This is a genomic window from Nonomuraea sp. 3N208 (assembly GCF_052245935.1).
Lineage (GTDB): Bacteria > Actinomycetota > Actinomycetes > Streptosporangiales > Streptosporangiaceae > Nonomuraea.
Genome location: NZ_JBQQBR010000038.1, coordinates 76,356 through 99,182, shown reverse-complemented (window position 1 = coordinate 99,182; position 22,827 = coordinate 76,356). Strand labels below are relative to the sequence as shown.

Here is a 22,827-nt window from a genome sequence, read left to right as displayed (position 1 = left end):
GGCTCCTGCGGGTCCCCAACCTCACAGCTCCACCTCCCTCACGGCCTCGGGCATCTTCGGATCCAGATTGAACAACTCACGCAGCGCCTCGGCATAATGATCGCCTCCGGGGCAGGTGGCGAGCTGCTTGACACGCACAGTCGGCTCGTGGAGCAACTTGTCCACGACCCGCTGCACGGTCATGGCCACCTCGTCCCTGGCCCGCTCGTCGAGGTCGGGCACCCGCATCAGCAGGCGGCCCAGCTCGGACTCGACCACGCCCGCGGCCTTGGTCCGCAGCGCGACCACGGTCGGGGTGACCTTGGCGGCCCGCTCCGCGTCGAGGTAGGCCCGCAGCTCTTCGGCGACGAGGGCGCGTACGGACGGGACCGCGTCGTCCTCCCGCGAGCCGATGCCGGACTCCTGGATCGTCTCCAGGTCGACCAGCGTGACGCCGGGCACCTCGCGGACGGCCGGGTCGATGTCGTGCGGCAGCGCCAGGTCCAGCAGGAACGCCGGCCGGCTCAGCATGCCCGGCGTGATGATGTGGCGGCCCGCGCCCGTGCACGTGATCACGATGTCGGCCTCGGCCAGCTCTCGCCGCACGGCGGCGAACTCCACCGCCCGCCCGCCGACGTTCTCGGCCAGCCGGGCGCCGCGCTCGTACGTGCGGTTGGCCACCACGATGTCGGTCACGCCCGCGCGCGCGAGCGTGACGGCGGCCAGCGAGCTCATGGAGCCCGCGCCGACCACCAGCGCCCGCCGCCCGGCGAGCTCGCCCGCCAGCGCGAGGCCGGCCGATACGAGGGAGGCGCCTGCCTGGTCGATGCCGGTGTCGGTGTGCGCCCGCTTGCCCACCCGCAGCGCCTGCTGGACCAGGTCGTTGAGGGTGGCGCCCACGGTGCCCCGGCGCTGCGCCAGCTTGAGCGCCTGGCGGACCTGGCCGAGGATCTGGCCTTCGCCGACGACCATGGAGTCGAGCCCGCACACGACGGAGAACAGGTGCTCGACCGCCTGCTCCTCGTAATGCACGTAGAGGTGCGGCGTCAGCTCCGCGACCGGGACGCCCGAGTGCCGACCAAGCAGGCCGGTGACGGCGGTGACGGCGGCGTGGAAGCGGTCGACGGTGACGTAGATCTCAACCCTGTTGCAGGTCGAGACCACCATGGCCTCGGCCACGTAGGGGTCCTCCTGCAGGTCGTGCAGGAGCTTGACGAGCGCGTCGCCCGTCATCGACACGCGCTCGAGAAGGGCCACCGGAGAGGTCCGGTGGCTGAGTCCGATCGCCAGAACACTCATTGACTGTCCACCGCCATGAGTGGCCCCCCAGCCTTGCGTTGCTCGTGGAACGCGAGAATCTGCAGTTCGATTGACAGGTCGACCTTACGGACATCGACACCATCCGGGACGGAAAGCACAACTGGGGCGAAGTTCAGGATGCTGGTGACGCCTACGGCGATCACGCGATCGCAGACTTCCTGCGCCGCTTCCGCCGGTGTCGCCAGCACCACGATCGAGACTCCTCGCCGTTTCACGACGGCTTCCAGTTCGTCGATGTGCTCCACATTCAACCCCGCGATGGTGTCGCCCACGACTTCGGGGTCGGCGTCGACCAGCGCCGCCACACGGAAGCCTCTGGAGACGAAACCACCGTAGTTGGCAAGCGCGCGGCCGAGGTTACCGACTCCGACGATCGCGACCGCCCAGTCCTGCGTCAGCCCGAGCTCGCGGGAGATCTGGTAGACGAGGTATTCCACGTCATAGCCTACGCCCCGCGTGCCGTATGAGCCGAGATGTGACAGATCCTTGCGGAGCTTGGCGGAGTTGACCCCTGCGGCCAGGGCCAGATCCTCGGAGCTGACGGTGGCGATGCCCCGCTCGGCCATCCCGTGCAACGCCCGCAGGTACAGCGGGAGCCGGGCGACTGTCGCCTCGGGGATACCGCGGTCACGGGGCTGGGACGGGCTCTTCACGTGCGGGAGCTCCAGGGGACGGGCGGCTTGGGGACCGCGTGAATGAATCGAACCGTCTTTCAGGTTAATCCCTTTGTGAACCGATGCACAAAGTAACCGGAGTACGGTTGCCATATGCACCGCATCACGCTCATCGGGAAGCCCGGCTGTCACTTGTGTGCGGACGCGCGCGAGGTCATCGCCCGGGTGGCGGGCGAGCTCGGCGTGCCCTGGGAGGAAGTGAGCATCGAGACTTCCGAGGAGCTCAGGGAAAAGTACTGGGAGATGATCCCGGTGACGCTGATCGACGGCGTGCAGCACGACTTCTGGCGGGTCGACGAGGGCCGCCTGCGCGCCGCGCTCAGCGCCTGAGTCCTCAGAACATCGCCGTCGGCAGGGGCACCACCTTCGCGGCGTTGACGTTGAGCTCGATGACGTTGGTGGCCAGCACCATGGACTGCCGCTCGTTGACGAACCTCTCGACGTGCGGCTGGCGCTGGTGGTCCCGGTAGGCCACCTCGTCGCGGTAGAGCTCGTAGACGATGCGCTGCAGGGGCGCCGACTTGACGGCGTGGCAGACGTACACGAGCGTGTCGGGCTCACCGCGGCGCACCGCCTCCACGGTCGACTCGGCGAGCCGGTCGAACGCTTCTCCGGCGCCCTCCATGATCGTGAACACGGTGAGCATGCCGTAGATGTTCGGCGACGGCTTGTTGGAGCCGGGCTGCTGCTGGGGCTGGGGCTGGGCAGGCGAGAACAGGTCGGAGCCGGTGTAGAGCATCCCGGTGGCCGGGCCCGACGGCGGCGGGCTGGGCGGCATCGCGTAGCCCGACGGCGGCGGGCTGGGCGGCATCGCGTAGTCGGGGCGCTGGGGCGGCAGGTCCTGCTGGGGTGGGGCCGGCTGGGGTGGGGCGCCGTTCATGATGTAACCGGTCGCCGGGCCGGAGCCGGCCGGCGGCACCATGCGGGCCGCGTAGTCGACCTGCTGGTCCCCCGCCCGGTATTCGGCCACCAGATCGCCCAGCCCGGTCGGCCTGCGTGGCGGGCCCGGCGGCAGGTCCGCGGCCGGCACGGGCTCAGGCATGGCCCTTCGCCCCCGCTGGGAGCGGTCGCCCGCCAGCATCGGCGATTCCTGCGTCACAGGGGCTCCTCGCTGGTCGTCGAACTCGTCCTCGTCCTCGTCCTCGTACGGCGCCAGTGGCCGCAGCACGGTGTACCAGATCGCCGCCCCGGCCACGGCCAGCAGCACCGTGGTGAACAGCGGCGGCACCGTGAACCTCATCGCGCCGACGAGCGCGATCCCCGACGGGACGATGACCAGGGATGCGTGCAGGTTGTCGGTGTCGTACTCGTCGCCGCTGCGCCATTTGAGCGCCGCGACCACGAGCATGGCCAGCATGACCAGCACCGAGATCGCGTGCACGCCGATGAGCAGGAAGCCTGGGACGAGATTCCAGAAGCTCGAGCTGGCGGGCAGCGACTTGCCCATCTCGGTCGATTTCAGCGGGTCGATGATCATGATCGTGCCCGCGACGACGGTCAGAGCGATGCCCATCAACCACGCGAGGAATCGCGGCGGCACCCGCTCGGCCAGCAGCTGGATCATGCCGACGGCCAGCCAGAGCGGCGCCAGCAGCGATCCCGTCACCTGATAGAGCCGGAACGTGACCGACCCGAACCCCATGAGGTAGCCGACCGCGATCACGCCCAGTGACAAGCACAGTGCCACGGCCGCGACGGTCCAAGCGATCAACCACCCCTCGGGCTCGTCGCGCAGCCGTCTGATCAACGCCCCGGCCGCGAAGGCGGCGAGGAGCGCACCGGCAAGTCCTATGACAGCAACGAGGATCTCCATGGTGACTCCAATGCTGCCGGAGGATGCCTCCCAGCCGGTAGCCGATGACGGAACGGGTACAACGACGTGAGCCGAGTTGAACGGTTCACCGCAGGTAGGGGACTGCGCGCCTACACGGTATCCGCCGATTACACGTAGTCATGCACACACTCAGCGGATTGTGGAATTTCCGGTTGATTTCTAGAGTGTTCGAGCACGCCGCACCCCTTACCCCTAGGGATACCGGATGCCTGACTCGCCGCCGTTCGCCGGGCTGCTCGCGCCAGCGGTCGCTGGACCTGCCCCGACGGGCGAGCTCGGCGTGCGCCCAGAGGAGTCCAGCGCGGCAGCGCCCGACGACGTACGCACGCTCGTGATGCATGCCAAGGAAGGATGCACGGAGTCTTTTGGCACGCTCTACGACCGCTACGTGGACCTGGTTTACCGCTACATCTACTTCCGGGTCGGCTCGCACCAGCTCGCCGAGGACCTGACCAGCGAGACCTTCCTGCGGGCGCTGCGCAGGATCGCCGACTTCACCTGGCAGGGCCGGGACTTCGGCGCTTGGCTCGTGACCATCGCCAGAAACCTGGTGGCCGATCACTTCAAATCGGGGCGGTACCGGCTCGAGATACCCACCGGGGAGATCATCGACGTTCCGCTCGACGGCTCGCACATTCCGGAGAACGCCGTGGTCACGGCCATCATCAACGACCGGATGCTGCGTGCCGTCCGAGATCTCAATCCTGAGCAGCAGGAATGCGTGGTCCTGCGTTTCCTGCACGGCCTCTCGCTCGCGGAAACCGCGCTGATCATGGGGAAGAAGAGTGGAGCGATCAAAGCGCTGCAGTTCCGTGCCGTACGCGCGCTCGCCCGGGCACTCAAGCACGACCTGGCGTAACCTCCCCCATCCACCCCTCGTTAGGCAGGTGTCACGGCCATACGGGAGCTGCCATGGGTAGGGCGCGCAGACGGCGGGAACGCGTGCTCGCGCACCTCACGGAGCTCCGACGGCTGCCCATCGGCGGCGCGCCGGAGCCGTCCTTCCGCGCCCGGCTGCGCGCGGAGCTGCTCTCGGCCGCCCTGGCCGCGGAGCGGGCGCGTCCCGCAGCGCCCAAGCACGCGCGCCGCCGCCCGGCACGCAGGCGGCCCCTGCTGTCCCATCTGGCCACGTTCGGGCTGGCGGCGGCCATGATGATCTCGGCGTTCGCCACCTATCAGGCGGTGCCGGGTGACTCCCTCTACCCGCTCAAGCGTGCCGCCGAGAGCACGCTCGTACGCCTCAGCGCCGACGACGCCGAACGCGGCGAGCGGGAGCTGGACTCGGCCAAGACCCGCGCCAAGGAGGTCGCCACCCTGCTCGGCTCGTCCGACGGCTCGCTGGTCGGCGAGACGCTCACGGAGATGGAGAAGTCCACGCGGTCGGGCATCAGCAGGCTGGAACGGGCCGAGCCGCGCTCATCTAAGATCGAGAAATTCGCGCGGGACCAGAAGGAGGTCGTCGGGCCGATGCTTCCGCAGCTCAGCGAGGATCAGCAGGCCCAGGCGGAGGGCTATTTGCACTACATCGAAGGTCTGGCCGCGCCGCAGTAGCTTAGTAAGCTGACGCTCATGTGGCGGCTAATCCGACGACGACATGAGGTGGAGCCCGAGGCCGCCGGTGAGGCCGCGGCGCAGGCGGCGATCACCGTCGCCCCGGTCGAGCCGGACCTCCAGGCTGCGGCGTTCTTCGACGTCGACAACACGATGATGCGCGGCGCCTCCATCTACCACTTCGCCAGAGGGCTGGCCACACGCGGCATGTTCACCACGTCGGACCTGTTCAAGTTCGCCGTGGGGCAGGCGGTGTTCCGGTTGCGCGGCAACGAGAACCCCGAGCACATCGCGGTGGCGCGGGAGACCGCGCTGGCGTTCGTGGCCGGCGCCAAGGTCGACGACGTCGTACGCCTCGGCGAGGAGATCTACGACGAGGTCATGGCCGACCGCATCTGGGGCGGCACCCGTGCGCTCGCCCAGGCTCACCTCGACGCCGGCCAGCGGGTCTGGCTGGTCACCGCCACGCCCGTGGAGCTGGCCAGGGTCATCGCGCAGCGCCTCGGCCTGACGGGCGCACTCGGGACGGTGGCCGAGACCAGCAACGGCATCTACACCGGCCGGCTGGTGGGCGACCTCCTCCACGGGCCGGCGAAGGCCGAGGCGGTCCGGGCGCTGGCCCGCCGCGAGGGCCTCGATCTGACCCGCTGCACCGCCTACAGCGACTCGGCCAACGACCTGCCGATGCTGTCGCTGGTCGGCCAGGCGGTGGCCATCAACCCGGACAGCGAGCTGCGCGAGCACGCCAGGGCGCACGACTGGCCCATCAAGGACTTCCGTACCGGGCGCAAGGCGACTCTCACGGCCCTGCCCATCGCGGCCGGCGTGGGCGCCGTAGCCGGCGGCGTCGCCGCCGCCATCGCACTCCGCCGCCACTACCGCACCCAGCGCTGAGCCTCCCCGCACCAACCGGCCCGCCCGCCGCGGCCTCCGTTTGGCGGCTGGCGGGTCGCGTCACTTCAGCGACTTGAACAGCTCACCGGCCTCCGGCTGCTTCCACTGGAGGCGGTGTTCGTCGCGCGTGTACGGCTCCCACGGGATCGTCACCACATCCATCTTGGTCTTCGACAGCTCGCCCGCCAGCTCGAACATCGCCTCCAAGCTCAGATCGGTCTTGACCGTCTTACGCACCTCACCGAGGAAGGCCTTGAGCCGGCCGGCGTCCGTGAAGGTCCCCGTGGCCTTCTTCAACATCGCAAGCACGAGCTGCTGCTGGCGCTTGATCCGCCCGACGTCCGATCGATCGCCGACATACCGCAGCCGCGCGTAGCCAAGCGCCGTCTCCCCGTTCAGCATGACCTTGCCGGCCGGCAGCTTCAGCTTCGACTTGCGATCGTCCACGGCCCGGGTCACGGTGACCTCCACTCCCCCGAGCGCGTCCACCATGCCCTTGAAGCCCGCGAAGTCCACCTCCACCGTGTGCTGGATGGACAGCCCGGTCAGCTTCTCCAGCGTCGTGCGCAGGCAGGCGGCCCCACCCTTGTTGTACACCGAATTGATCATGTCCGTCCGCGCCGGCAGTCCCGAACAGGCCGGAATCGCCACTATCGAGTCGCGTGGCACGCTGACAGTCGTGGCCCTGCCCCGGTCGGCGGGCACGTGAATGATCATGATGGTGTCGGACCGTTTCCCGGCTCCGGTGGACTGCGGGCCATATGGAGCGTTGCCTTCACCCTCCCGCGTGTCCGACCCGATCACCAGCACGTTACGCGTGCCGCTCATGTCCACGGCCTGCGACCCGGCAGGAGGCGCTGCGGTGTGCCGGTCGGCGATCAGCACGGTGGGCACGGCGACCGCAGCGGCCGTGGCGGCGGCTACGAGCCCGGCGGTCCACCAGCCGGCCCACCGGCGCCGCGGCCGGGCCCGCAGCAGGCGGTCCCGCTGGCGGACGAGCGTCGCGGGCGGTTCGTGCTCCAGTTCCCCGCCGAGGTCGCGGAGCAGCTTCAGGTCGTCCATCACTCCTCCTCCATGGGGTTGGCGTCGCCGAGCGCGGCACGTACCTTCCGCCTGCCCCTGTTGAGGCGGGAGCGCACGGTTCCGATGGGGATGCCGAGCGCCTGCGCGACCTCCTCATACGTGAGATCGCCCCAGGCGATCAGCAGCAGGACGTCGCGGTCCTTGGCGGGCAGGGCGGCCAGGGCGCCCGCCAGCTCGGCGCGTACGGCCTGTGCGGTCACACCGGCGGCCACCCGATCGGCGGGCGACTCGATGTCGGAGTCGACAGGGGCACGCAGGAGGGCGCGGTAGCGGGTGGCCTCCTTGCGGTGGTGCCGGGAGATGAGCTTGGTGAGGATGCCGAAGAGCCACGGCCGGGCGTCCTCGTACGCCAGGTCATAGCTCTCCCTGCGGGAGAAGGCGACCAGGAACGTCTCGCCGACGAGGTCTTCCGCGGGCTCCGGGCCGAGCCGTTTGGAGACGTACCGGTAGAGCATGGCGGAGTAGCGGTCGAATAACTCAGCGAACATCTCGGGATCGGTCCACGAGGCGCATACGAGCTCCGAGTCCGCACCCCGGGTGGCGGGTTGCAGGATCATCTCCGCCCTTCTGTAGGGGGATGGGTCACCGATGTCTTGCCACAACCCGCCACAAGGGTTCACAGCTCCTTCAAGAAGCCTCCGTCGACGGCGAACTCGGCGCCGGTCGTGCTGGCCGAGCGGGGCGAGGCCAGCAGGGCGACCATGTCCGCGATCTCCTGCGGATGCACCAGACGCCCGGTGACCAGTTTCATCATGTCAGGGGCGACCCGGGCGACTACGTCCTCTTTGGAGACCCCGGCCATGCCCCCGATGACCTCGGCGGCCCCGCCGTCCTTGGTCCACCAGTCGGTGAGCACCGGCCCCGGCGCGATCGTGTTGACCCGGATGCCCTGCGCGCCGAACTCCTCCGACACGGCCTTGCCGATGTGGTTGAGCGCCGCCTTGGCCGCGCCGTAGTCGACGTTCATGGCCCCGGGCTGCCGAGCCGAGCCGCTGGAGATGTTGATGATCGAGCCTCCGCCCCGCTCGATCATGACGGGCACGGCGGCGCGAATCATGCGTACGGCCGAGAACAGGTTGAACTCGAACATCGCCTGCCAGTCCGCGTCTCCCGGCGTCATGAACCCGACCCGCGGCAACGTCACCCCGGGCGGCGGCCCGCCGGCGTTGTTGACGAGGATGTCCACGGCCCCGAACTCCTCCACCGCTCGCGCGATGACCCGCGCCGGTGCCTGCGGGTCCATGAGGTCGACCGCGACGTGCGTCGCTTTGGCGTCGACCGGCGTACGGGAGGCGGCGACCACGTGCGCGCCCTCGTCGGCCAGGGTGCGGGCGACGGCGAGGCCGATGCCCTTGGACGCACCGGTGACGACGGCGACGCGGCCGGAAAGCTCCAGATCCATGGGGTTGTCCCTTCGATGTCACGGCAAATCGCTCGAAGGAACACCGCGGACACCCCACGGGTTGCAGGGGCTACAAGAACGGCGGGAAGGCGTGGCCCCTGCGCAGCCGCAGCTCGTTGAGCATCTGCTGGATCACCTCGCGTACGTGGTCGGTGATGTTGAACACCAGCATCGGATCATCGGCCGCCGACGGCTCGTATTCGTCGGTGCGGATCGGCTCGCCGAACTCGATCATCCACTTGGACGGCAGCGGAACCAGTCCGAGCAGCCCGAGCAGCGGGAAGAACGGCGTGATCGGCAGGTAGGGCAGGCCGAGCGTCCTGGCCAGGAACTTCAGATCGCCGATCTTCGGGTAGATCTCCTCGGCGCCCACGATCGCGGTGGGCATGATCGGCACCCCGGCGCGGATGGCCGACGCCACGAACCCGCCGCGGCCGAACCGCTGCAGCTTGTAGCGCTCGGAGAACGGCTTGCCGACCCCCTTGAAGCCCTCGGGGAACACCCCGACCAGCTCGCCCTTGCGCAGCAGCCGGTCGGCGTCCTCGCGGCAGGCCAGCGTGTGGCCGGTCTTGCGGGCCACGTGGCTGAGCATCGGCAGCTGGTAGACCAGATCGGCGCCGAGCAGCCGCAGCGGCCTGCCCACGTCGTCGTGCATGGCCACCTGGAGCATCAGCGCGTCGAGCGGCAGCGTGCCGGAGTGGTTGGCGACGATCAGCGCGCCGCCCTCCTCGGGCACGTTCTTGAGCTGGACCGTCTCGACCCTGAACCAGTGGTTGTAGAGAGGCCGGACCAGCTCGAGGAAGACCTTGTCGGTCAGCTCGGCGTCGTAGCCGAACTCGTCGACCTCGTAGTCGCCGCTGACCCGCCTGCGTACGAAGGCCAGGAGCTTGGCCAGGGACTCCGGATCCGGCTGCCCGAAGGACGGCGCGGCGCTGATCGGGATCACGCGGGCGTCGCCCTCTTCGCTGGGAATGCTCAACTCGGCACACCTCCGAACGGGTGCAGGCCACGCGAACGCAGGAAGTCGTCGTAGGCCGCCCCGGTCGTGAACTTGGGCTTCCAGCCGAGCTCGGCCTCCAGCCTGGAGGTGTCGACGGCGCGGCCATAGCTCATCAGCCTGAGCTGCTCGGGCGAGTATTCGACCAGCCCGACCCTGCGCGCGGTGTTGCCCAGCAGCTTGAACGCGGGCGAGAGCAGTGGCATCGACAGCCGCCCCGCCCGCCTGGCGCACTGCGACAGCAGCAGCACGCCGGCCCCGGCCACGTTGAACGTGCCGGGGTGATCCTCGGTCGCCATCCGGTGCAGCACCTCGACCGCGTCGTCCTCGTGGATGAACTGCAGCCGCGGGTCGAAGCCGAACACGGTCGGCAACACCGGCTGGGTGAAGTAACGCGTCAGCGGCGAGTCGACGCCTGGACCCATGAAGTTGGCGAAGCGCAGCAGCGACACCGTCACGTCGGGACGGCGCCGGGCGAAACCGCGTACGTAGCCTTCGACTTCGGCAGCGTCTTTGGCGTAGCCGTGGCTGGGGCCGTCGTGCGGCTCCAGGTCCTCCGTGAACACCGCCGGATCCCGCGGCGACGAGCCGTAGACGGCAGTGGTGGAGCGGACCACCACTTTCCGCACGGTCGCCGACCGCTGGCAGGCGCCGAGCAGCTGCATGGTGCCGATGACGTTGTGCTCTTTCATGGCAGCCCTGTCTCCGCTCCGCGAGGGAGCGCTGACCAGGCTCATGTGCACAACGGTGTCGATGTCCGCGGCCGCGATCACCTGAGCGATGTCGGGGCTACGCAGATCGACCCGGACGAACTCCGTCCGGCCGAGGGAGATGCCGCCGTCCCGCGTCAACGAGGGGGGCGGCACGGTGTCGACTCCTATGACACGGCTGATGTCCGGGTCCGCTGCCAGAACGCTCGCCACCCGGGCGCCGATGTGGCGCGAGACCCCGGTGACGAGCACGGTGTGGGTCATCAGCGCCTCGCAGCTGCGTTCGTTACTTCTTGTTACGCCGCTGGATGCGCGTCTTCTTGAGCAGCTTGCGGTGCTTCTTCTTGGCCATCCGCTTGCGGCGCTTCTTGATAACAGAGCCCACGGGACCCCCAGGTGCTGGTAGCAAGTCTGATCGGAGTGCGAGCGCACACCGGCTCACAGACTACCGGCGATCCACGGTAGATCGCCCCTCGGGGGGGTGAGAGCCCGGTCGTGTCTCTCGCCGCGGCCGGGCCTCTCCCGCGACAGCACTCACGGCGTGACCATTCACGTCGCTACGTCAACCTGCCTCGATGTAGGCCTCCCGTAGATAGTCGTGTACCGCCTGCTCGGGCACTCTGAACGACCGGCCTACCCTGATGGCCGGGAGCTCGCCGGAGTGTACGAGCCGGTACACCGTCATCTTGGACACCCTCATGACCGTCGCCACTTCTGCGACGGTCAGGAACTTAACCTCACTGAGAGGTCTCTCGCCTGCACCCATCGGACGCCTCTTCCGCACGTGGTTTCCGGGTTATCCCCACTGGTGCCATTGCTCACGCACGTGTACTGCCGTCAGCGTAAGTCGGGACTCCGAGTCGGCAAACCCCCTATTTTCTCTCTGGGCGGAGCCACCTGTCAGCCGAACCAGCAAAAACGCTGGCCAGCACCCGAGCCGAGCACCTGACTCGGACGTTGGAACTGTCCAAGTTGCCACACATAAGAGTCGCCGGAGCCTCATCAAAAGTTGGCAAAGGGACAGCGAGCCTCTTGGAATGCAGGCGCGAAAAGACGGTATCGGGAGGGCCGAATTCGTCTCAAAGGGCTCGTGAGACCTGAGTGACCAGTCTGTCGGTCAGCGGAGCGTAATATCGCGGTAGCACATTGTCATCAAGTGGCACGACCACGTCAATCTTGCCTTCCGCCTCCCCGACGAACAGTCCGGGGTCGTTGGAGTCGGCGAACGCCACCGTCGGCACGCCCGCCTCACCGGCCGCGCCCGCCCAGCCGTGGTCGGCGATCACCAGGTCCGGCAACTCCCCGTCGAGCTCGCCGATCATGTGCCGCATCGGCGCGGCGTCGTGGGAGTGCACGAAGCCGCCCTTGTCGTCGAGCATCGCGACATCCTGCAGGTAGCGGATGCGGCGAGGGCGGCCGAAGGCCGACCCGGCGTACGCCCATCCTTCTGCCGGCGTCAGCAGCACCGCGCCGCGCCCGGCGCACAACGCGGCCAGCGGCAGGTGGATGGCGAGCAACCCGGTCGGGTGTCCGGTGGCGAAGAGCACGCGCGGGCTCGGCCGCGACAACACCGCCGCGATCCGCTCGGCCATGGCGTCGATCGCGTCGATCGTCAGGTCGGGATCGATGGTGTCCTGGCCCCAGCGGTGCCCAGGGTCGGCGACCACGCCGGCGGACTTGGCCATGAGCGCCAGAATGTCGCGGTAGGACCACGGCTGGTCGAACGTCAGGCCCAGCCGGTAGTAGTCGTCGCCGTTGGCCAGCGAGCTGTAGTGGTCGAGGTTGTTCTCGCGGGGGGTCGCGACGTCGCCGGCGATGCGGCTTTGGACGAGGTGCTCGCGGAGTTGGTCGCGGCTCAGCACAGCTTTTCCTCGCTAGGGGATCGGGTCGAGGCCGTGCAGGGGGAACACCGCGTTTCGCGTCGCCATGACCGCACGGTCAATGGGGTCCGCTGGGTCATAACCACCAGATAGGTCGTGAAATTCCGGGTTTCGACCATCTGTCATGGTCAACGGCGGGGTCTCGCCCGTACGCTCCCTGACGAACCTGCGCCACTCCTCGCTGGTCGGCGTGGCCGGATCGAGGGGGTGCCCGGCGAGCTCGGCGATGAGATGCGTCCACGCCCGCGGCACGACCTGGACCAGCTCGTATCCGCCGCCTCCTGTGGCGATCCACAGCCCGCCGGCCGTCTCGTGGGCCAGGCGGTGCAGGGCGGCGTACGCGGCTCGCTGGCCGTCCACGCTCAGCATCAGGTTGGCGAGCGGGTCGAGCGCGTGGCTGTCGCAGCCGTGCTGGGTCACCAGGATGTCGGGCTTGAACTCGTGCAGCAGCGGCGGCACCACGGCGTGAAAGGCGCGCAGCCAGCCGGCGTCGCCGCACCCCGCGGGCAGCGCCACGTTGACGGCCGTGCCGTCGGCGCCGGTCTCTTCGGGGAACCCGGTGCCGGGGAACAACGTGCGCGGGCTCTCGTGCAGGCTGATCGTCAGGACCCGCGGGTCGTCGTAGAACATCGCCTGCACGCCGTCGCCATGGTGGACGTCCACGTCCACGTACGCGATCTTGCCCACCCCCTGGGCCAGCAACCACGCGATGGCCAGCGCGGGGTCGTTGTAGACGCAGAAGCCGCTGGCCACGGCCGGCATGGCGTGGTGCAGCCCGCCGGCGATGTTGACGGCGTGCTCCGCCGCGCCCTCCCAGACCGAGCGGGCGGCGGCCAGGGAGGCGCCGGCGATCAGTGCGGAGGCCTCGTGCACGCCCGCGAACGCGGGGTTGTCGGGCGTGCCGAGCCCGCAGCCGAGATCGGGCACGCCCGAGGCGGACACGCGCTTGACGGACTCGATGTAGCCGCGATCGTGAACCATGGACAGCTCGTCGTCGCTCGCGGGAGCGCAGCCCGCCATCTCGACCTTGTCCAGGACACCGAGCGAGCGGGCGAGCGCCATGGTGAGCTCCACGCGCACGGGGGCGAGCGGATGGCTGGGGCCGAAGTTGTAGGAGGTGAGAGCGTCGTCCCAGATCACCCGTGCCGACCGGCTCATGCCCAACCCTCCACGTGCTGCTTCAGCTTTTCGCCGACGTTACCGCAGCGCAGACGGCTCGTTGTAGCCCGGGTGAATTAGGGTCTAAACGTGCGCGTGGCACGAACCCTCACGAAGATCGTGCGTTTCTTCCGACGACCCCGGGTCTTCGACACCACCCTGGTGATCCTGATCTCCCTCCCGGCGGCTCTTGCGATCATTTCCATGGTCCCCCGGGGCGAGGTGGAGACGCCGCTCAGCGCAGCGCACTACCTGGCAGGCGCCCTGCTCCTCCTCATGCGGCGTAACCGGCCGATCCTGACCACCGCACTGGTGACCGCCCTGGACGTCGTGGGCTTCGCGACGCACCTCGTCCAAATCGCCAACGTCCCCTCCGCCATCGCGTTCTACAGCGTGGGCCGCTACACCGCCGGCCGCGCGACCGTGCTGACCGCAGTGGCCGGTTACGCCGTATACGCGTCGACGATGGAGATCTACTGGCCCGGACGGGGCAACTGGATCGGCGCCCTGTTCTCCATCGGCGTTTCTGTGGGCATCGGGCAGCTCGTCCGCCTCAGAACCGAGCTCAACCAGCGCAGCAGGCGCGAGGCCGCCGACGCCGCCGTACGCGCCGAGCGGCGGCGCATCGCCAGAGAGCTGCATGACGTGGTCGCCCACCACATCACCGTCATCAACGCCCTGGTGGGCGGCGCGCGGGCCACGCTCCCGCCCGAGCAGGAGGTCACCAGGAACGCGCTGGAGAGCGCCGAGCAGACCGCCCGCCAGGCGATGTCGGAGATGCGCCGCCTGCTGGACGTGCTGAGGGCCGACGGCGGGGACGGCCCAGACGCCGCGACGGGGGTGGGCGCGGAGCGGCTGCCGACGCTGATCAAGGAGGCGAAGTCGGCGGGGCTGCCCGCGAGTCTGACCGTGACGGGCGAGCCCGTCGAACTGCCCGCCGCCGTGGACCACGCCGTCTACCGCATCGTGCAGGAGGCGCTGACGAACACGCGCAAGCACGCGGTGAGCGCCAGAGCCAGCGTGCGACTGGCGTACGAGCCGGCGGCGGTGGAGGTCGAGGTGATCGACGACGGCCTGGCGAAGGCCGACGGCGCGCCGGGATTCGGGCTCGGCGGCATGGCCGAGCGGGTGGCATTATGCGGCGGCCAGCTGTCCACGGGCCCACGCCCCGAAGGCGGGTTCCGAGTGCACGCCCGTATCCCCCTGGAGAGAGCATGATCCATGGAGAGCCGATCAGAGTCCTGCTTGCCGACGACCACGAGCTCGTGCGCAAGGGCTTCAGGCTCATGCTGGACGCCCAGCCCGACCTGAGCGTGGTCGGCGAGGCCGCCGACGGCGCGGAGGCAGTGGACTTGAGCAGGCGGCTCTCACCCCACGTGGTGCTCATGGACCTGCACATGCCGACCCTGGACGGGGTCCGCGCGACCGAGCTGATCACCACGGAGCTACCGGAGGTGCGGGTGCTCGCGCTGAGCACGTTCGACCTGGACGAGAACGTGGTCGCGGCGCTCAGGGCGGGCGCGGACGGGTTCCTGCCCAAGGACGTCTCCCCCGAAGAGCTGATCGAGGGCGTGCGCGTTGTGCACCGCGGCGAGTCGGCCGTCGCGCCGCGCCTGCTCACCAGGCTGATCGGCACGTTCGTCCGCGCCTCCCGGCCGCGGGCGGTGCCTGCCCGGCTGGCCGGGCTGACAGATAGGGAGCGGGAGGTCCTCGTCCTGATCGCCCGCGGCCGGTCGAACCCGGAGATCGCCGCCGACCTGTCCGTCTCCCCGTCGACCGTGAAGAACCACGTGACGAGCCTGTTCGCCAAGATCGGTGTCAGGGACCGGGCGCAGGCAGTGATCGTCGCCTACGAGGCGGCGTTGATCCACCCTGGAGAGTAGGACCAGAGTCCTAGAGACCTCCGTCGAGAACAGTCCCGGGGCAGGACGAAACCGGCCGCCCGCGACGGCACCCTGGGATCATGACCGAGATTCGAGCAACGAACCTGAGCAAACGCTACGGCGGCACCGTCGCGGTGGCGGACCTGTCGTTCGACGTCGAGCCCGGTCAGGTGACCGGCTTCCTCGGGCCCAACGGGGCAGGCAAGTCCACGACCATGCGGATGATCCTGGGCCTCGACCGGCCTTCCGGCGGCTCCGTGCTCGTGGACGGGCGGCCCTACCACGAGCTGCGGCACCCCTTACACAAGGTGGGCGCCCTGCTGGACGCCAAGGCCGTGCACGGCGGGCGCAGCGCACGCAACCACCTGCTGGCCATCGCCCAGAGCAACGGCATCCCGGCGAGCCGGGTGACCGAGGTGCTGGAGACGGTGGGGCTGGCGGAGGTGGCCAAGCGGCGGGTCGGCGGATTCTCGCTGGGCATGTCGCAGCGGCTGGGCATCGCCGCGGCGCTGCTCGGCGACCCGGAGATCCTGCTCTTCGACGAGCCCGTCAACGGGCTCGACCCGGACGGCATCCTGTGGATCCGCACGCTCATGCGCAAGCTGGCGGCGGAGGGGCGGACGGTGTTCGTCTCCAGCCACCTCATGAGCGAGATGGCGCAGACCGCCGACCACCTGATCGTGATCGGCAAGGGCAAGCTCATCGCCGACACGAGCGTGGAGGAGTTCATCGGGCGCAGCTCGCAGGGGTACGTACGGGTGCGCTCGCCCCGGCTGGCCGAGGTGGCCGAGCTCATCAAGGTGGGCGAGCTGCATCCCGACCACCTGCGGGTGACCGCGATGAGCCCGCTCGAGATCGGCACGCTCGCGGCGCGCGCCGGCATCCCGCTGGAGGAGCTGACGTACGTGCAGCCCTCGCTCGAAGCCGCCTACATGGAGCTCACCAAGGACAGCCTGGAGTTCTCGTCATGATCGACATCCTCAGGTCCGAATGGACCAAGATCCGCTCGGTGCGCTCGACGGTGTGGACGCTGGCCGTCACGGTCGTGCTGATGGCGGGCCTGGCCGCGCTCGTCACCGCCGCCTCCAAGAACAATCCCGGCGGGCCGCCCTCCGGCGACGAGGCGATCATGATCAGCCTGCTCGGCATCATGTTCGCGCAACTGTCCATGGCCACGCTCGGCGTGCTGGTGATCTCCAGCGAATACCGCACGGGCGGCATCCGCACGTCGCTGATGGCCGTGCCCAAGCGCATGAGCCTGCTGACCGGCAAGTTCGTGATCTTCACCGTGACATCGCTGATCGTCTCCGCCGTCGCGTCGGCCGCCGCGATCGGCATCGGCCTGGCCATCTCCCAACCACCGTCGGTCGAGATGGGCGATGTGGCGCGGGCCGTGCTCGGGGCGACTCTCTACCTCACCGCGTGCGGCGTGTTCGGACTCGGCCTCGGCACGCTCATCAGGCACACGCCGGGTGCGCTCGTGTCGGCCATCGCGCTGATGCTGGTGCTGCCCACGGTGGCGAACCAGCTACCGGGGCAGTGGGGCAAGACCGTGGCCGAATACTTCACCACCAACGCGGGCCTGCTGGTCGTCACCAACCAGGACAACGGCACGCTGGGCCCGTGGAGCGGATTTGGCGTCTACGCGGTGTGGGTCGTGGTCGCCGTGATCGCGGGTGCGGTGCTGATGCAACGCCGCGACGCCTGAGCCCCGCTGCTCGGCTACTCGGCGCGGAGTGCGATGACGGGGTCCAGCCTGCCCGCCCTCCGCGCCGGCGCCACGCCGAAGAACACCCCGACCGCCGCCGACACGCCGAAGGCCAGCGCGATCGACCACCACGTGATCGACGCCGGCACCTCCGTGAAGGCGGCGATGGCCAGCGAGCCACCGACCCCGAGCAGGATCCCGATGAGGCCGCCGATCGTGGTCAGCAACACCGCCTCGATGAGGAACTGGGCCAGGATGTCGCGTTGCCTGGCCCCCAGCGCCTTGCGCAGCCCGATCTCGCGGGTGCGCTCGCGCACGCTGACGAGCATGATGTTCGACACGCCCACCCCGCCGACCAGCAGCGAGATGCCCGCGATGGCGGCCAGCACGCCGGTGAGCATGCCCAGCACGCTGCCGATCGTGCCGAGCAGCGCGGTCTGCGTGACGGCGGAGAACTGCTCGCCCGGATAGCGGGCCCGCAGCGCGGCCGTCACCTTGTCCGACAGCGGGTCGATCTCATCGGGCCCGGAGGCGCCGACCGCCATCCCGTTGATCCGCTCGAGCCCGAACAGCCGCTGCGCGGTGGTCACCGGGATGTGGATCTCCTGGTCGCGGGAGAGCCCGAACGTCTGCCCGACCTCGGCGTACACCCCCACCACCCGGAACCTGGCCCCGGAGATCGTCACCTGCCGCCCGATCGGGTCGAGGTCGCCGAACATGCGGTCGGCCACCTCCGAGCCGAGCACCGCCACCCTGCGGCGGGTGTCGACGTCGGTCTCGCTCAGCGGGCGGCCCTTCTCGAGCGGCCGCTCGAAGATGTTGACCAGGTTCTGGTCGGTGCCGACCACCGTGACGAAAGCCTCCGTCCGGCCCACGCGCACGGTCTCGCCCGACTGCAGCGAGACCGTCACCTTCGACGGGTCTCCGACCACGCGCCGCACGTACGCCACGTCGGCCAGGTTCAGCTTGCTCTGCGTCGGCGCCGCGCCCAGGCTGATGCGCCCGGGGACCACCAGGATGATGTTGCTGCCGAGGCCGGAGATCTGCTTCTCGATCTCGTCCTTGGCGCCGGTGCCGATGGCCACGAGGATCACCACGGCGAGCACGCCGATGATGACGCCGAGCATCGTCAGCACGCTACGAAGCCGGTTGACCCGCAGCGCCTCCAAGGCCATGGCCAAGGCCTCGCCCGTCCTCACGAGGTGTCCTTCTCGATCAAGCCATCCCGTACGTGGATCTGCCGACGGGCGTGGGCGGCGACTTCGGGCTCGTGCGTGACCAGCACCACGGCCACGCCCCGGTCGCTGTTGAGCCGGTCGAGGATGCCCATCACCTCCGCGCCGTTGGCGGTGTCGAGGTTGCCGGTGGGCTCGTCTGCCAGCAGCACCTTGGGCTCGCCGACCAGCGCCCTGGCGATGGCGACGCGTTGCTGCTCGCCACCGGACATCTGCGACGGCCGGTGCCCCATGCGGTGCCCGAGCCCGACGGACTCCAGCGCCGCCTTGGCCCTGGCCCGCCGCTCGGACCTGCCGACGCCCCGGTAGACCAGCGGCAGCGCCACGTTGTCCAGCGCGGTGGTCCGGCCAAGCAGGTGGAAGGACTGGAAGACGAAGCCGATCGTCTTGTTGCGCAGGTCCGCCAGGGCGATGTCCGATAAACCCGACATCTCCACTCCGTTGATCATGAGCGTCCCCGAGGTGGGTCGGTCCAGGCAGCCGAGCAGGTGCATGAGCGTGGACTTGCCGGAGCCCGACGGGCCCAGGATCGCGGCGAACTCGCCCTGCCCGATCGTCAGCGAGACGCCGCGCAGCGCCTCCACGGCCACGCCGTCGAGCTCGTAACGCCTGGTGAGGTCCACGCCCTCGATGGCCGGCGTCATGGCAGGGGCTGCCCTTGCCGTACGGAGTCAGCCCCCTTGACCACGATCCGATCACCCACCGACAGCCCGCTCAGCACCTCGACCACCGCATCGCCCTGCGCGCCGAGCTTGACCACGCGCCGCTCGGCGACGCCGTTCCTGATCACCCAGACGACGCTCTCGCGCCCGCTGGAGACGATGGCAGAGGCAGGGGCCGAGACCGCGGACGGCGACTCGCGCACGGTCAGCCGGGTGACCGCGCTCATACCCGGTTTGGGGGTGGGCGCTTCCGAGCCGTCGTCGAACGTCCCGGCGCCGAGCGTGAGCCGTACCGGATAGCTGACGCCGCCCGTGGTGCCCTCCTTGGGGGTGACGCCGATGCCGGTGACAACGGCCGTGTACGTGCCCCCGGGGACCGCGTCCAGCTCGACCGCGGCCTTCACGCCCTTCTTGACCAGCAACACGTCCGTCTCATCGACGTCGGCGTCCAGCAGGAGCGTGGAGACGTCGGTGACGGTGGCGATCGTGTCGCCCACCGAGACGGGCACCCCCGTCGCCACCGGAGTCCCGCCCGATGAGCCTCCCGAGGGAAGGGACGGCAACTGCTGCCCGCCCCCGCTGGGGAGCTGGCCGAGCAGGCTCTCGACGCCGCCTCCTCCACCGCCGCCCGACACGCGGCCCAGCGTGACGACCCCGCCGAACGGCGCCTTGATCGTGAGCGACTTGACGGTGCTCTCCGCCGCCTTGACCGCGGCCTTGGCCTGGGACTTCGAGGCGGCCTGGAGCGAGGCCATGGAGCTCGACAGGCCGCTGGTCACGCCGGACAGGACGCCGTTGATCGAGCGGTTGAGCTGGGCGGTGATCGTGGCCAGGGCCTTGGTCTGCGCCTTGTGCTGGTCCTGGGCCAGGTCGATGGCCTGGAGCAGTCGCTTGCGTGCCCTGGCGTCCTCGACCTTCTTCGCCTCCTTGCGGGCCTTGGCGAAGTGCGCGGCCACCTTGCGGTCGAACGCCCTGGTGTCGAGCGACGGCAGGCGCACGCTCGGCATGGCGACGCCCGCCGGGGCGGCCATCTTGGAGGCCTGGCGGGCCTGTTCGAGCTGGCTCTGAGCCTGGGGCGAGCGGATCTTGGCCAGGATGTCGCCTTTGCGGACGCGGTCGCCCTCGCGGACGTACAGCTTGGCGATCGTGCCCTGGGCGGGGGACCGTAGCGTCGCCGAGGCCCGCGCGCCCACCGTGGCGGGAGCTTCGACGACCTCGGTGACCGGGGCACGCCTGACGTCCCCGACCTGGACGCTCGACGGCTCCTCGGACGTGCAGCCGGTCAGTGCTAAGAGGACGAGCAGCGGCGCGACGCCGCGACGTAACGTCACCCGAGACATCGTATGAGCCGGTGCCCTCGGGCCGCCGACCGGCTCTCAGCGAGCTCTCAGCAACCCCTCAGCCTCTCAGCCGGAGGCGAGCTGGCGGCCGCGGTCGCGGGCGGCCTCGATGGCGGCCAGGAACGCCGCACGCACGCTGTGCCGCTCCAGCTCGGCGATCGCGGCGATCGTCGTGCCGCCCGGCGAGGTGACGGCCTCGCGCAGGATGACCGGGTGCTCGCCCGAGTCGCGCAACATCACGGCCGCGCCGACGATGGACTGGGTGACCATGTCGAGCGCGGCGGCCCTCGGCATGCCGAGCAGGATGCCCGCGTCCACCATGGCCTCCACCAGGTAGAAGAAGTAGGCGGGGCCGCTGCCGGACAGCGCCGTGGCGGCGTCCTGCTGGGACTCCGGGATGCGCAGCACCTTGCCGACGGGCTTGAGCAGGTTTTCCGTCAGCTTCAGGTGCTCCTCCCCCGCGTGCGCGCCCGCCGAGATCACGCTCATCGCCTCGTCGAACCTGATGGGCGTGTTGGACATCACCCTCACCACGGGCACGTCGACGCCCAGCCGCTGCTCGACGAACGACGTCGTGATGCCGGCCGCCGCGCTGATCACCAGGCGGTCCGCGGGGACGTAGGGGGCTATCTCGGCCAGGAGCGTGGCCATGTCCTGCGGCTTGACCGCCAGGATCAGCGTGTCGGCCGCCTTGGCCGCCTCGGAGTTGGAGACGGTGCGCACGCCGTACGTCTCGCGCAACGCCTGCGCCCGCTCGGCCCGGCGGCTGGTCGCCATGATGTCACCCGGCTTGAAGCCCGCGCGCAGCAGACCGGACAGCAGGGCCTCGCCCATCTTGCCCGTGCCCAGAATTGCAATCACGCTGGCAGCCTACTCACACCCCGCCGTTGGTCGCTTGCGGGTGGGTGCCGGCGCAGGGGCGGCAACCCGTCGGCGATCGGGCTATCGGCGGGAGAGCAGCGACCTGAGGAAGAAGGTCAGGTTGCGGGGACGCTCGGCGAGGCGGCGCATGAGGTAGGCGTACCAGTCGGAGCCGTACGGGACGTAGACGCGCATCTGGGCGCCCAGGCCGGCCAGGCGGGCCTGCTCGTCGGGGCGGACCCCGTACAACATCTGGTATTCGAAGCCCGTCACGTCGCGCCCGGAGAGCACGGCCAGCGTGGAGGCGATGCGCACCAGCCTGGGGTCGTGTGTGGCGACCATGGGGTAGCCGGTGCCGGCCATCAGGACCTTCAGGCAGCGGACGAACGAGCGGTCGATGTCGGCGGGCCGGGTGTAGGCACCGGGAGCGGTGTAGGCGCCCTTGCACAGGCGTACCCGGGCGCCCCCGAGCTTCTCGCAGCGCTCCACCGCCTCCGGCAGGTAGGCCTGCACCACCACGCCCACGTCCGGATGGTCCCTGCACAGCGCGGTGTGCACGGAGTGCAGCCCCGGGATCGTGTCGTGCTCCTCGGCGTCGAGCGTCACCGTGACGTTCCTGGCCGCTGCGGCCCGGCAGATGGCGGCGGCGTGGTCGAGCGCGAGCTGCTCCGACAGCCGCAGCCCGAGCGCCGTGAGCTTGACCGACACGTCGGCGCCTGCGGGCAGCAGGTCGAGCAGCGACAGGTATTCCCCGACGGTGTTCCCGGCCTGCGCGGGATCCGTCACCTCCTCACCGAGGTGATCGACCGTGACGAGCAGCCCACTACGGGTCAGCTCGTCGATCACGGCGCCGACGTCGTCGGCGACGTAGCGCCTGACCACGTCCCTGGTCAGCGGCGCGGAGGAGATGACGCGTTCGGCGCGTTCGCTCTTGGAGACGGCGAGCAGGGCCTGACGGAGCACGGGAACCACACTAACTCTGGTATGGCGCTGAACCGGGCGTCGGCCTTGTCCGTCGTATGAGTATGCGCACAATGACGAAAGCGACTCTTCTGGCCGGATCTCTGGTGCTCGCGACGAGTTGTGCCACGGCGCCGCCCGCCAAGCAGGCCGCGTCCTCCACGCCCGACGCCCCGGTCGCCGTGAGCCCGGTCACCACCGCCCCCACGAAGGGACCGGAGCCGGTCAAGCCGACGGGCAACGCCATCAACGTCCACAAGGTCCGCTGGACCAAGGCCAAGCCGGTCGCCAAGGGCAAGCAGATCCAGCTCTTCTGGTCGTCCGGCGTAGCGCCGTGCACGGTGCTGCACAAGGTCAAGGTCAAGGAGACCAGGAAGAGGGTCACGATCACCCTGTACGAGGGCATCGCGCCCAAGGCCAGGAACGTGTCCTGCATCATGATCGCGGTCGAGAAGACCACGACGGTGAAGCTGAAGAAGGCACTCGGCAAGCGCAAGATCGTGGACGGCGCCAAAACCTGACTCTCCATTCGCGCGAAGAGACCCCCGTGTGCCAGCGCATCGGGGGTCTCTTGTCATGCAGAATCAGGAATGCGACCGCACTCACGAGGGTTGAGTCGAGTAGGCTCAAGTCGTTTGACAAAGCCGACAGGCATCCGTAGCTTGAGTCCGACCGACTCAACTTTGACTACAAGGA

26 protein-coding genes are annotated in these 22,827 nt (G+C 69.4%); 9 read left to right on the top strand and 17 right to left on the bottom strand.

Annotated elements, in window-relative coordinates:
• Positions 1-21 precede the first annotated feature (21 nt).
• Together ACTWPT_RS43820 and ACTWPT_RS43815 are read right to left on the bottom strand one after the other, a co-directional pair.
• Positions 22-1,278, bottom strand: a complete 1,257-nt coding sequence (locus ACTWPT_RS43820; RefSeq protein WP_443183453.1) for a glutamyl-tRNA reductase — start codon at positions 1,276-1,278, stop codon at positions 22-24.
• On the bottom strand, positions 1,275-1,952 hold the full coding sequence (locus tag ACTWPT_RS43815; RefSeq protein ID WP_443183452.1) for a redox-sensing transcriptional repressor Rex: 678 nt from the start codon (positions 1,950-1,952) through the stop codon (positions 1,275-1,277). Before ACTWPT_RS43815 ends, ACTWPT_RS43820 begins: the two co-directional genes overlap by 4 nt.
• A gap of 114 nt (positions 1,953-2,066) precedes the next feature.
• On the opposite strand from ACTWPT_RS43815, the gene ACTWPT_RS43810 reads away from it, so the two are divergent.
• Positions 2,067-2,303, top strand: coding sequence for a glutaredoxin family protein (locus ACTWPT_RS43810; RefSeq protein ID WP_443183451.1), 237 nt, complete (start codon positions 2,067-2,069; stop codon positions 2,301-2,303).
• Positions 2,304-2,307: 4 nt separating this feature from the next.
• On the opposite strand, the gene ACTWPT_RS43805 is transcribed toward ACTWPT_RS43810, so the two are convergent.
• Positions 2,308-3,786 carry a putative quinol monooxygenase gene (locus tag ACTWPT_RS43805; RefSeq protein WP_443183450.1) on the bottom strand — a complete coding sequence of 493 codons (1,479 nt, stop codon included), beginning with the start codon at positions 3,784-3,786 and terminating at the stop codon, positions 2,308-2,310.
• A 226-nt stretch (positions 3,787-4,012) separates the two neighbouring features.
• Between ACTWPT_RS43805 and ACTWPT_RS43800 the strand changes: the two genes are divergently transcribed.
• Genes ACTWPT_RS43800 through ACTWPT_RS43790 form a run of 3 tightly spaced genes read left to right on the top strand, consistent with a single transcriptional unit; the run spans position 4,013 to position 6,252 of the window.
• The gene (locus ACTWPT_RS43800; RefSeq protein WP_443183449.1) at positions 4,013-4,666 is read left to right on the top strand and encodes a sigma-70 family RNA polymerase sigma factor; all 654 of its coding nucleotides are present in this window, start codon (positions 4,013-4,015) and stop codon (positions 4,664-4,666) included.
• Positions 4,667-4,719: 53 nt separating this feature from the next.
• On the top strand, positions 4,720-5,358 hold the full coding sequence (locus ACTWPT_RS43795) for a DUF5667 domain-containing protein (RefSeq protein ID WP_443183448.1): 639 nt from the start codon (positions 4,720-4,722) through the stop codon (positions 5,356-5,358).
• An 18-nt stretch (positions 5,359-5,376) separates the two neighbouring features.
• Positions 5,377-6,252: an HAD family hydrolase gene (locus ACTWPT_RS43790; RefSeq protein WP_443183447.1), complete on the top strand. Its 876-nt coding sequence runs from the start codon at positions 5,377-5,379 to the stop codon at positions 6,250-6,252.
• 60 nt (positions 6,253-6,312) lie between these two features.
• Here the strand turns inward: ACTWPT_RS43790 and ACTWPT_RS43785 are convergent, their stop codons facing one another.
• The 9 genes from ACTWPT_RS43785 to ACTWPT_RS43745 all read right to left on the bottom strand — a co-directional run bounded on the left by ACTWPT_RS43785 (position 6,313) and on the right by ACTWPT_RS43745 (position 13,482).
• Positions 6,313-7,314 (bottom strand): LCP family protein, encoded by a 1,002-nt coding sequence (locus ACTWPT_RS43785; RefSeq protein ID WP_443183446.1) that lies wholly within the window; start codon positions 7,312-7,314, stop codon positions 6,313-6,315.
• The gene (locus tag ACTWPT_RS43780) at positions 7,314-7,892 is read right to left on the bottom strand and encodes an RNA polymerase sigma factor (RefSeq protein WP_443183445.1); all 579 of its coding nucleotides are present in this window, start codon (positions 7,890-7,892) and stop codon (positions 7,314-7,316) included. Before ACTWPT_RS43780 ends, ACTWPT_RS43785 begins: the two co-directional genes overlap by 1 nt.
• Positions 7,893-7,951: 59 nt before the next feature.
• Positions 7,952-8,737, bottom strand: a complete 786-nt coding sequence (locus tag ACTWPT_RS43775) for an SDR family NAD(P)-dependent oxidoreductase (protein ID WP_443183444.1) — start codon at positions 8,735-8,737, stop codon at positions 7,952-7,954.
• Between the two features lie 70 nt (positions 8,738-8,807).
• On the bottom strand, positions 8,808-9,716 hold the full coding sequence (locus ACTWPT_RS43770; protein WP_443183443.1) for a lysophospholipid acyltransferase family protein: 909 nt from the start codon (positions 9,714-9,716) through the stop codon (positions 8,808-8,810).
• The gene (locus ACTWPT_RS43765; protein ID WP_443183442.1) at positions 9,713-10,708 is read right to left on the bottom strand and encodes an NAD-dependent epimerase/dehydratase family protein; all 996 of its coding nucleotides are present in this window, start codon (positions 10,706-10,708) and stop codon (positions 9,713-9,715) included. The genes ACTWPT_RS43770 and ACTWPT_RS43765 overlap by 4 nt, the downstream gene beginning before the upstream one ends.
• 22 nt (positions 10,709-10,730) lie before the next feature.
• Positions 10,731-10,829 carry a 30S ribosomal protein bS22 gene (locus tag ACTWPT_RS43760; RefSeq protein ID WP_018654693.1) on the bottom strand — a complete coding sequence of 33 codons (99 nt, stop codon included), beginning with the start codon at positions 10,827-10,829 and terminating at the stop codon, positions 10,731-10,733.
• Between the two features lie 177 nt (positions 10,830-11,006).
• Positions 11,007-11,210: a helix-turn-helix domain-containing protein gene (locus ACTWPT_RS43755; protein WP_026214222.1), complete on the bottom strand. Its 204-nt coding sequence runs from the start codon at positions 11,208-11,210 to the stop codon at positions 11,007-11,009.
• A gap of 313 nt (positions 11,211-11,523) precedes the next feature.
• Positions 11,524-12,306, bottom strand: a complete 783-nt coding sequence (locus ACTWPT_RS43750) for a phosphatase (protein ID WP_443183441.1) — start codon at positions 12,304-12,306, stop codon at positions 11,524-11,526.
• A gap of 12 nt (positions 12,307-12,318) precedes the next feature.
• The gene (locus ACTWPT_RS43745) at positions 12,319-13,482 is read right to left on the bottom strand and encodes an acetoin utilization protein AcuC (RefSeq protein WP_443183440.1); all 1,164 of its coding nucleotides are present in this window, start codon (positions 13,480-13,482) and stop codon (positions 12,319-12,321) included.
• 90 nt (positions 13,483-13,572) lie between these two features.
• On the opposite strand from ACTWPT_RS43745, the gene ACTWPT_RS43740 reads away from it, so the two are divergent.
• The 4 genes from ACTWPT_RS43740 (at position 13,573) to ACTWPT_RS43725 (ending at position 17,073) form a co-directional block, all read left to right on the top strand.
• The gene (locus ACTWPT_RS43740) at positions 13,573-14,700 is read left to right on the top strand and encodes a sensor histidine kinase (RefSeq protein WP_443183439.1); all 1,128 of its coding nucleotides are present in this window, start codon (positions 13,573-13,575) and stop codon (positions 14,698-14,700) included.
• Positions 14,697-15,365, top strand: coding sequence for a response regulator (locus ACTWPT_RS43735; protein ID WP_443183438.1), 669 nt, complete (start codon positions 14,697-14,699; stop codon positions 15,363-15,365). The genes ACTWPT_RS43740 and ACTWPT_RS43735 overlap by 4 nt, the downstream gene beginning before the upstream one ends.
• Positions 15,366-15,445: 80 nt before the next feature.
• Entirely contained in the window at positions 15,446-16,336 is an 891-nt protein-coding gene (locus tag ACTWPT_RS43730; protein ID WP_443183437.1) for an ABC transporter ATP-binding protein, read from the top strand.
• On the top strand, positions 16,333-17,073 hold the full coding sequence (locus tag ACTWPT_RS43725) for an ABC transporter permease subunit (RefSeq protein WP_443183436.1): 741 nt from the start codon (positions 16,333-16,335) through the stop codon (positions 17,071-17,073). The genes ACTWPT_RS43730 and ACTWPT_RS43725 overlap by 4 nt, the downstream gene beginning before the upstream one ends.
• 14 nt (positions 17,074-17,087) lie before the next feature.
• On the opposite strand, the gene ACTWPT_RS43720 is transcribed toward ACTWPT_RS43725, so the two are convergent.
• From ACTWPT_RS43720 to ACTWPT_RS43700, 5 genes are all read right to left on the bottom strand, one after another.
• Positions 17,088-18,272, bottom strand: a complete 1,185-nt coding sequence (locus tag ACTWPT_RS43720) for an ABC transporter permease (RefSeq protein WP_443183435.1) — start codon at positions 18,270-18,272, stop codon at positions 17,088-17,090.
• Complete coding sequence (locus ACTWPT_RS43715; protein ID WP_443183434.1) at positions 18,269-18,952, bottom strand: ABC transporter ATP-binding protein; 684 nt, start codon at positions 18,950-18,952, stop codon at positions 18,269-18,271. Before ACTWPT_RS43715 ends, ACTWPT_RS43720 begins: the two co-directional genes overlap by 4 nt.
• Positions 18,949-20,301 carry an efflux RND transporter periplasmic adaptor subunit gene (locus tag ACTWPT_RS43710; protein WP_443183433.1) on the bottom strand — a complete coding sequence of 451 codons (1,353 nt, stop codon included), beginning with the start codon at positions 20,299-20,301 and terminating at the stop codon, positions 18,949-18,951. Before ACTWPT_RS43710 ends, ACTWPT_RS43715 begins: the two co-directional genes overlap by 4 nt.
• A 75-nt stretch (positions 20,302-20,376) precedes the next feature.
• Entirely contained in the window at positions 20,377-21,171 is a 795-nt protein-coding gene (proC, locus tag ACTWPT_RS43705; RefSeq protein ID WP_443183432.1) for a pyrroline-5-carboxylate reductase, read from the bottom strand.
• An 81-nt stretch (positions 21,172-21,252) separates the two neighbouring features.
• Entirely contained in the window at positions 21,253-22,134 is an 882-nt protein-coding gene (locus ACTWPT_RS43700) for a proline dehydrogenase family protein (protein WP_443183431.1), read from the bottom strand.
• A gap of 71 nt (positions 22,135-22,205) precedes the next feature.
• Between ACTWPT_RS43700 and ACTWPT_RS43695 the strand changes: the two genes are divergently transcribed.
• Positions 22,206-22,652, top strand: a complete 447-nt coding sequence (locus ACTWPT_RS43695) for a hypothetical protein (protein ID WP_443183430.1) — start codon at positions 22,206-22,208, stop codon at positions 22,650-22,652.
• Positions 22,653-22,827: the final 175 nt, after the last annotated feature.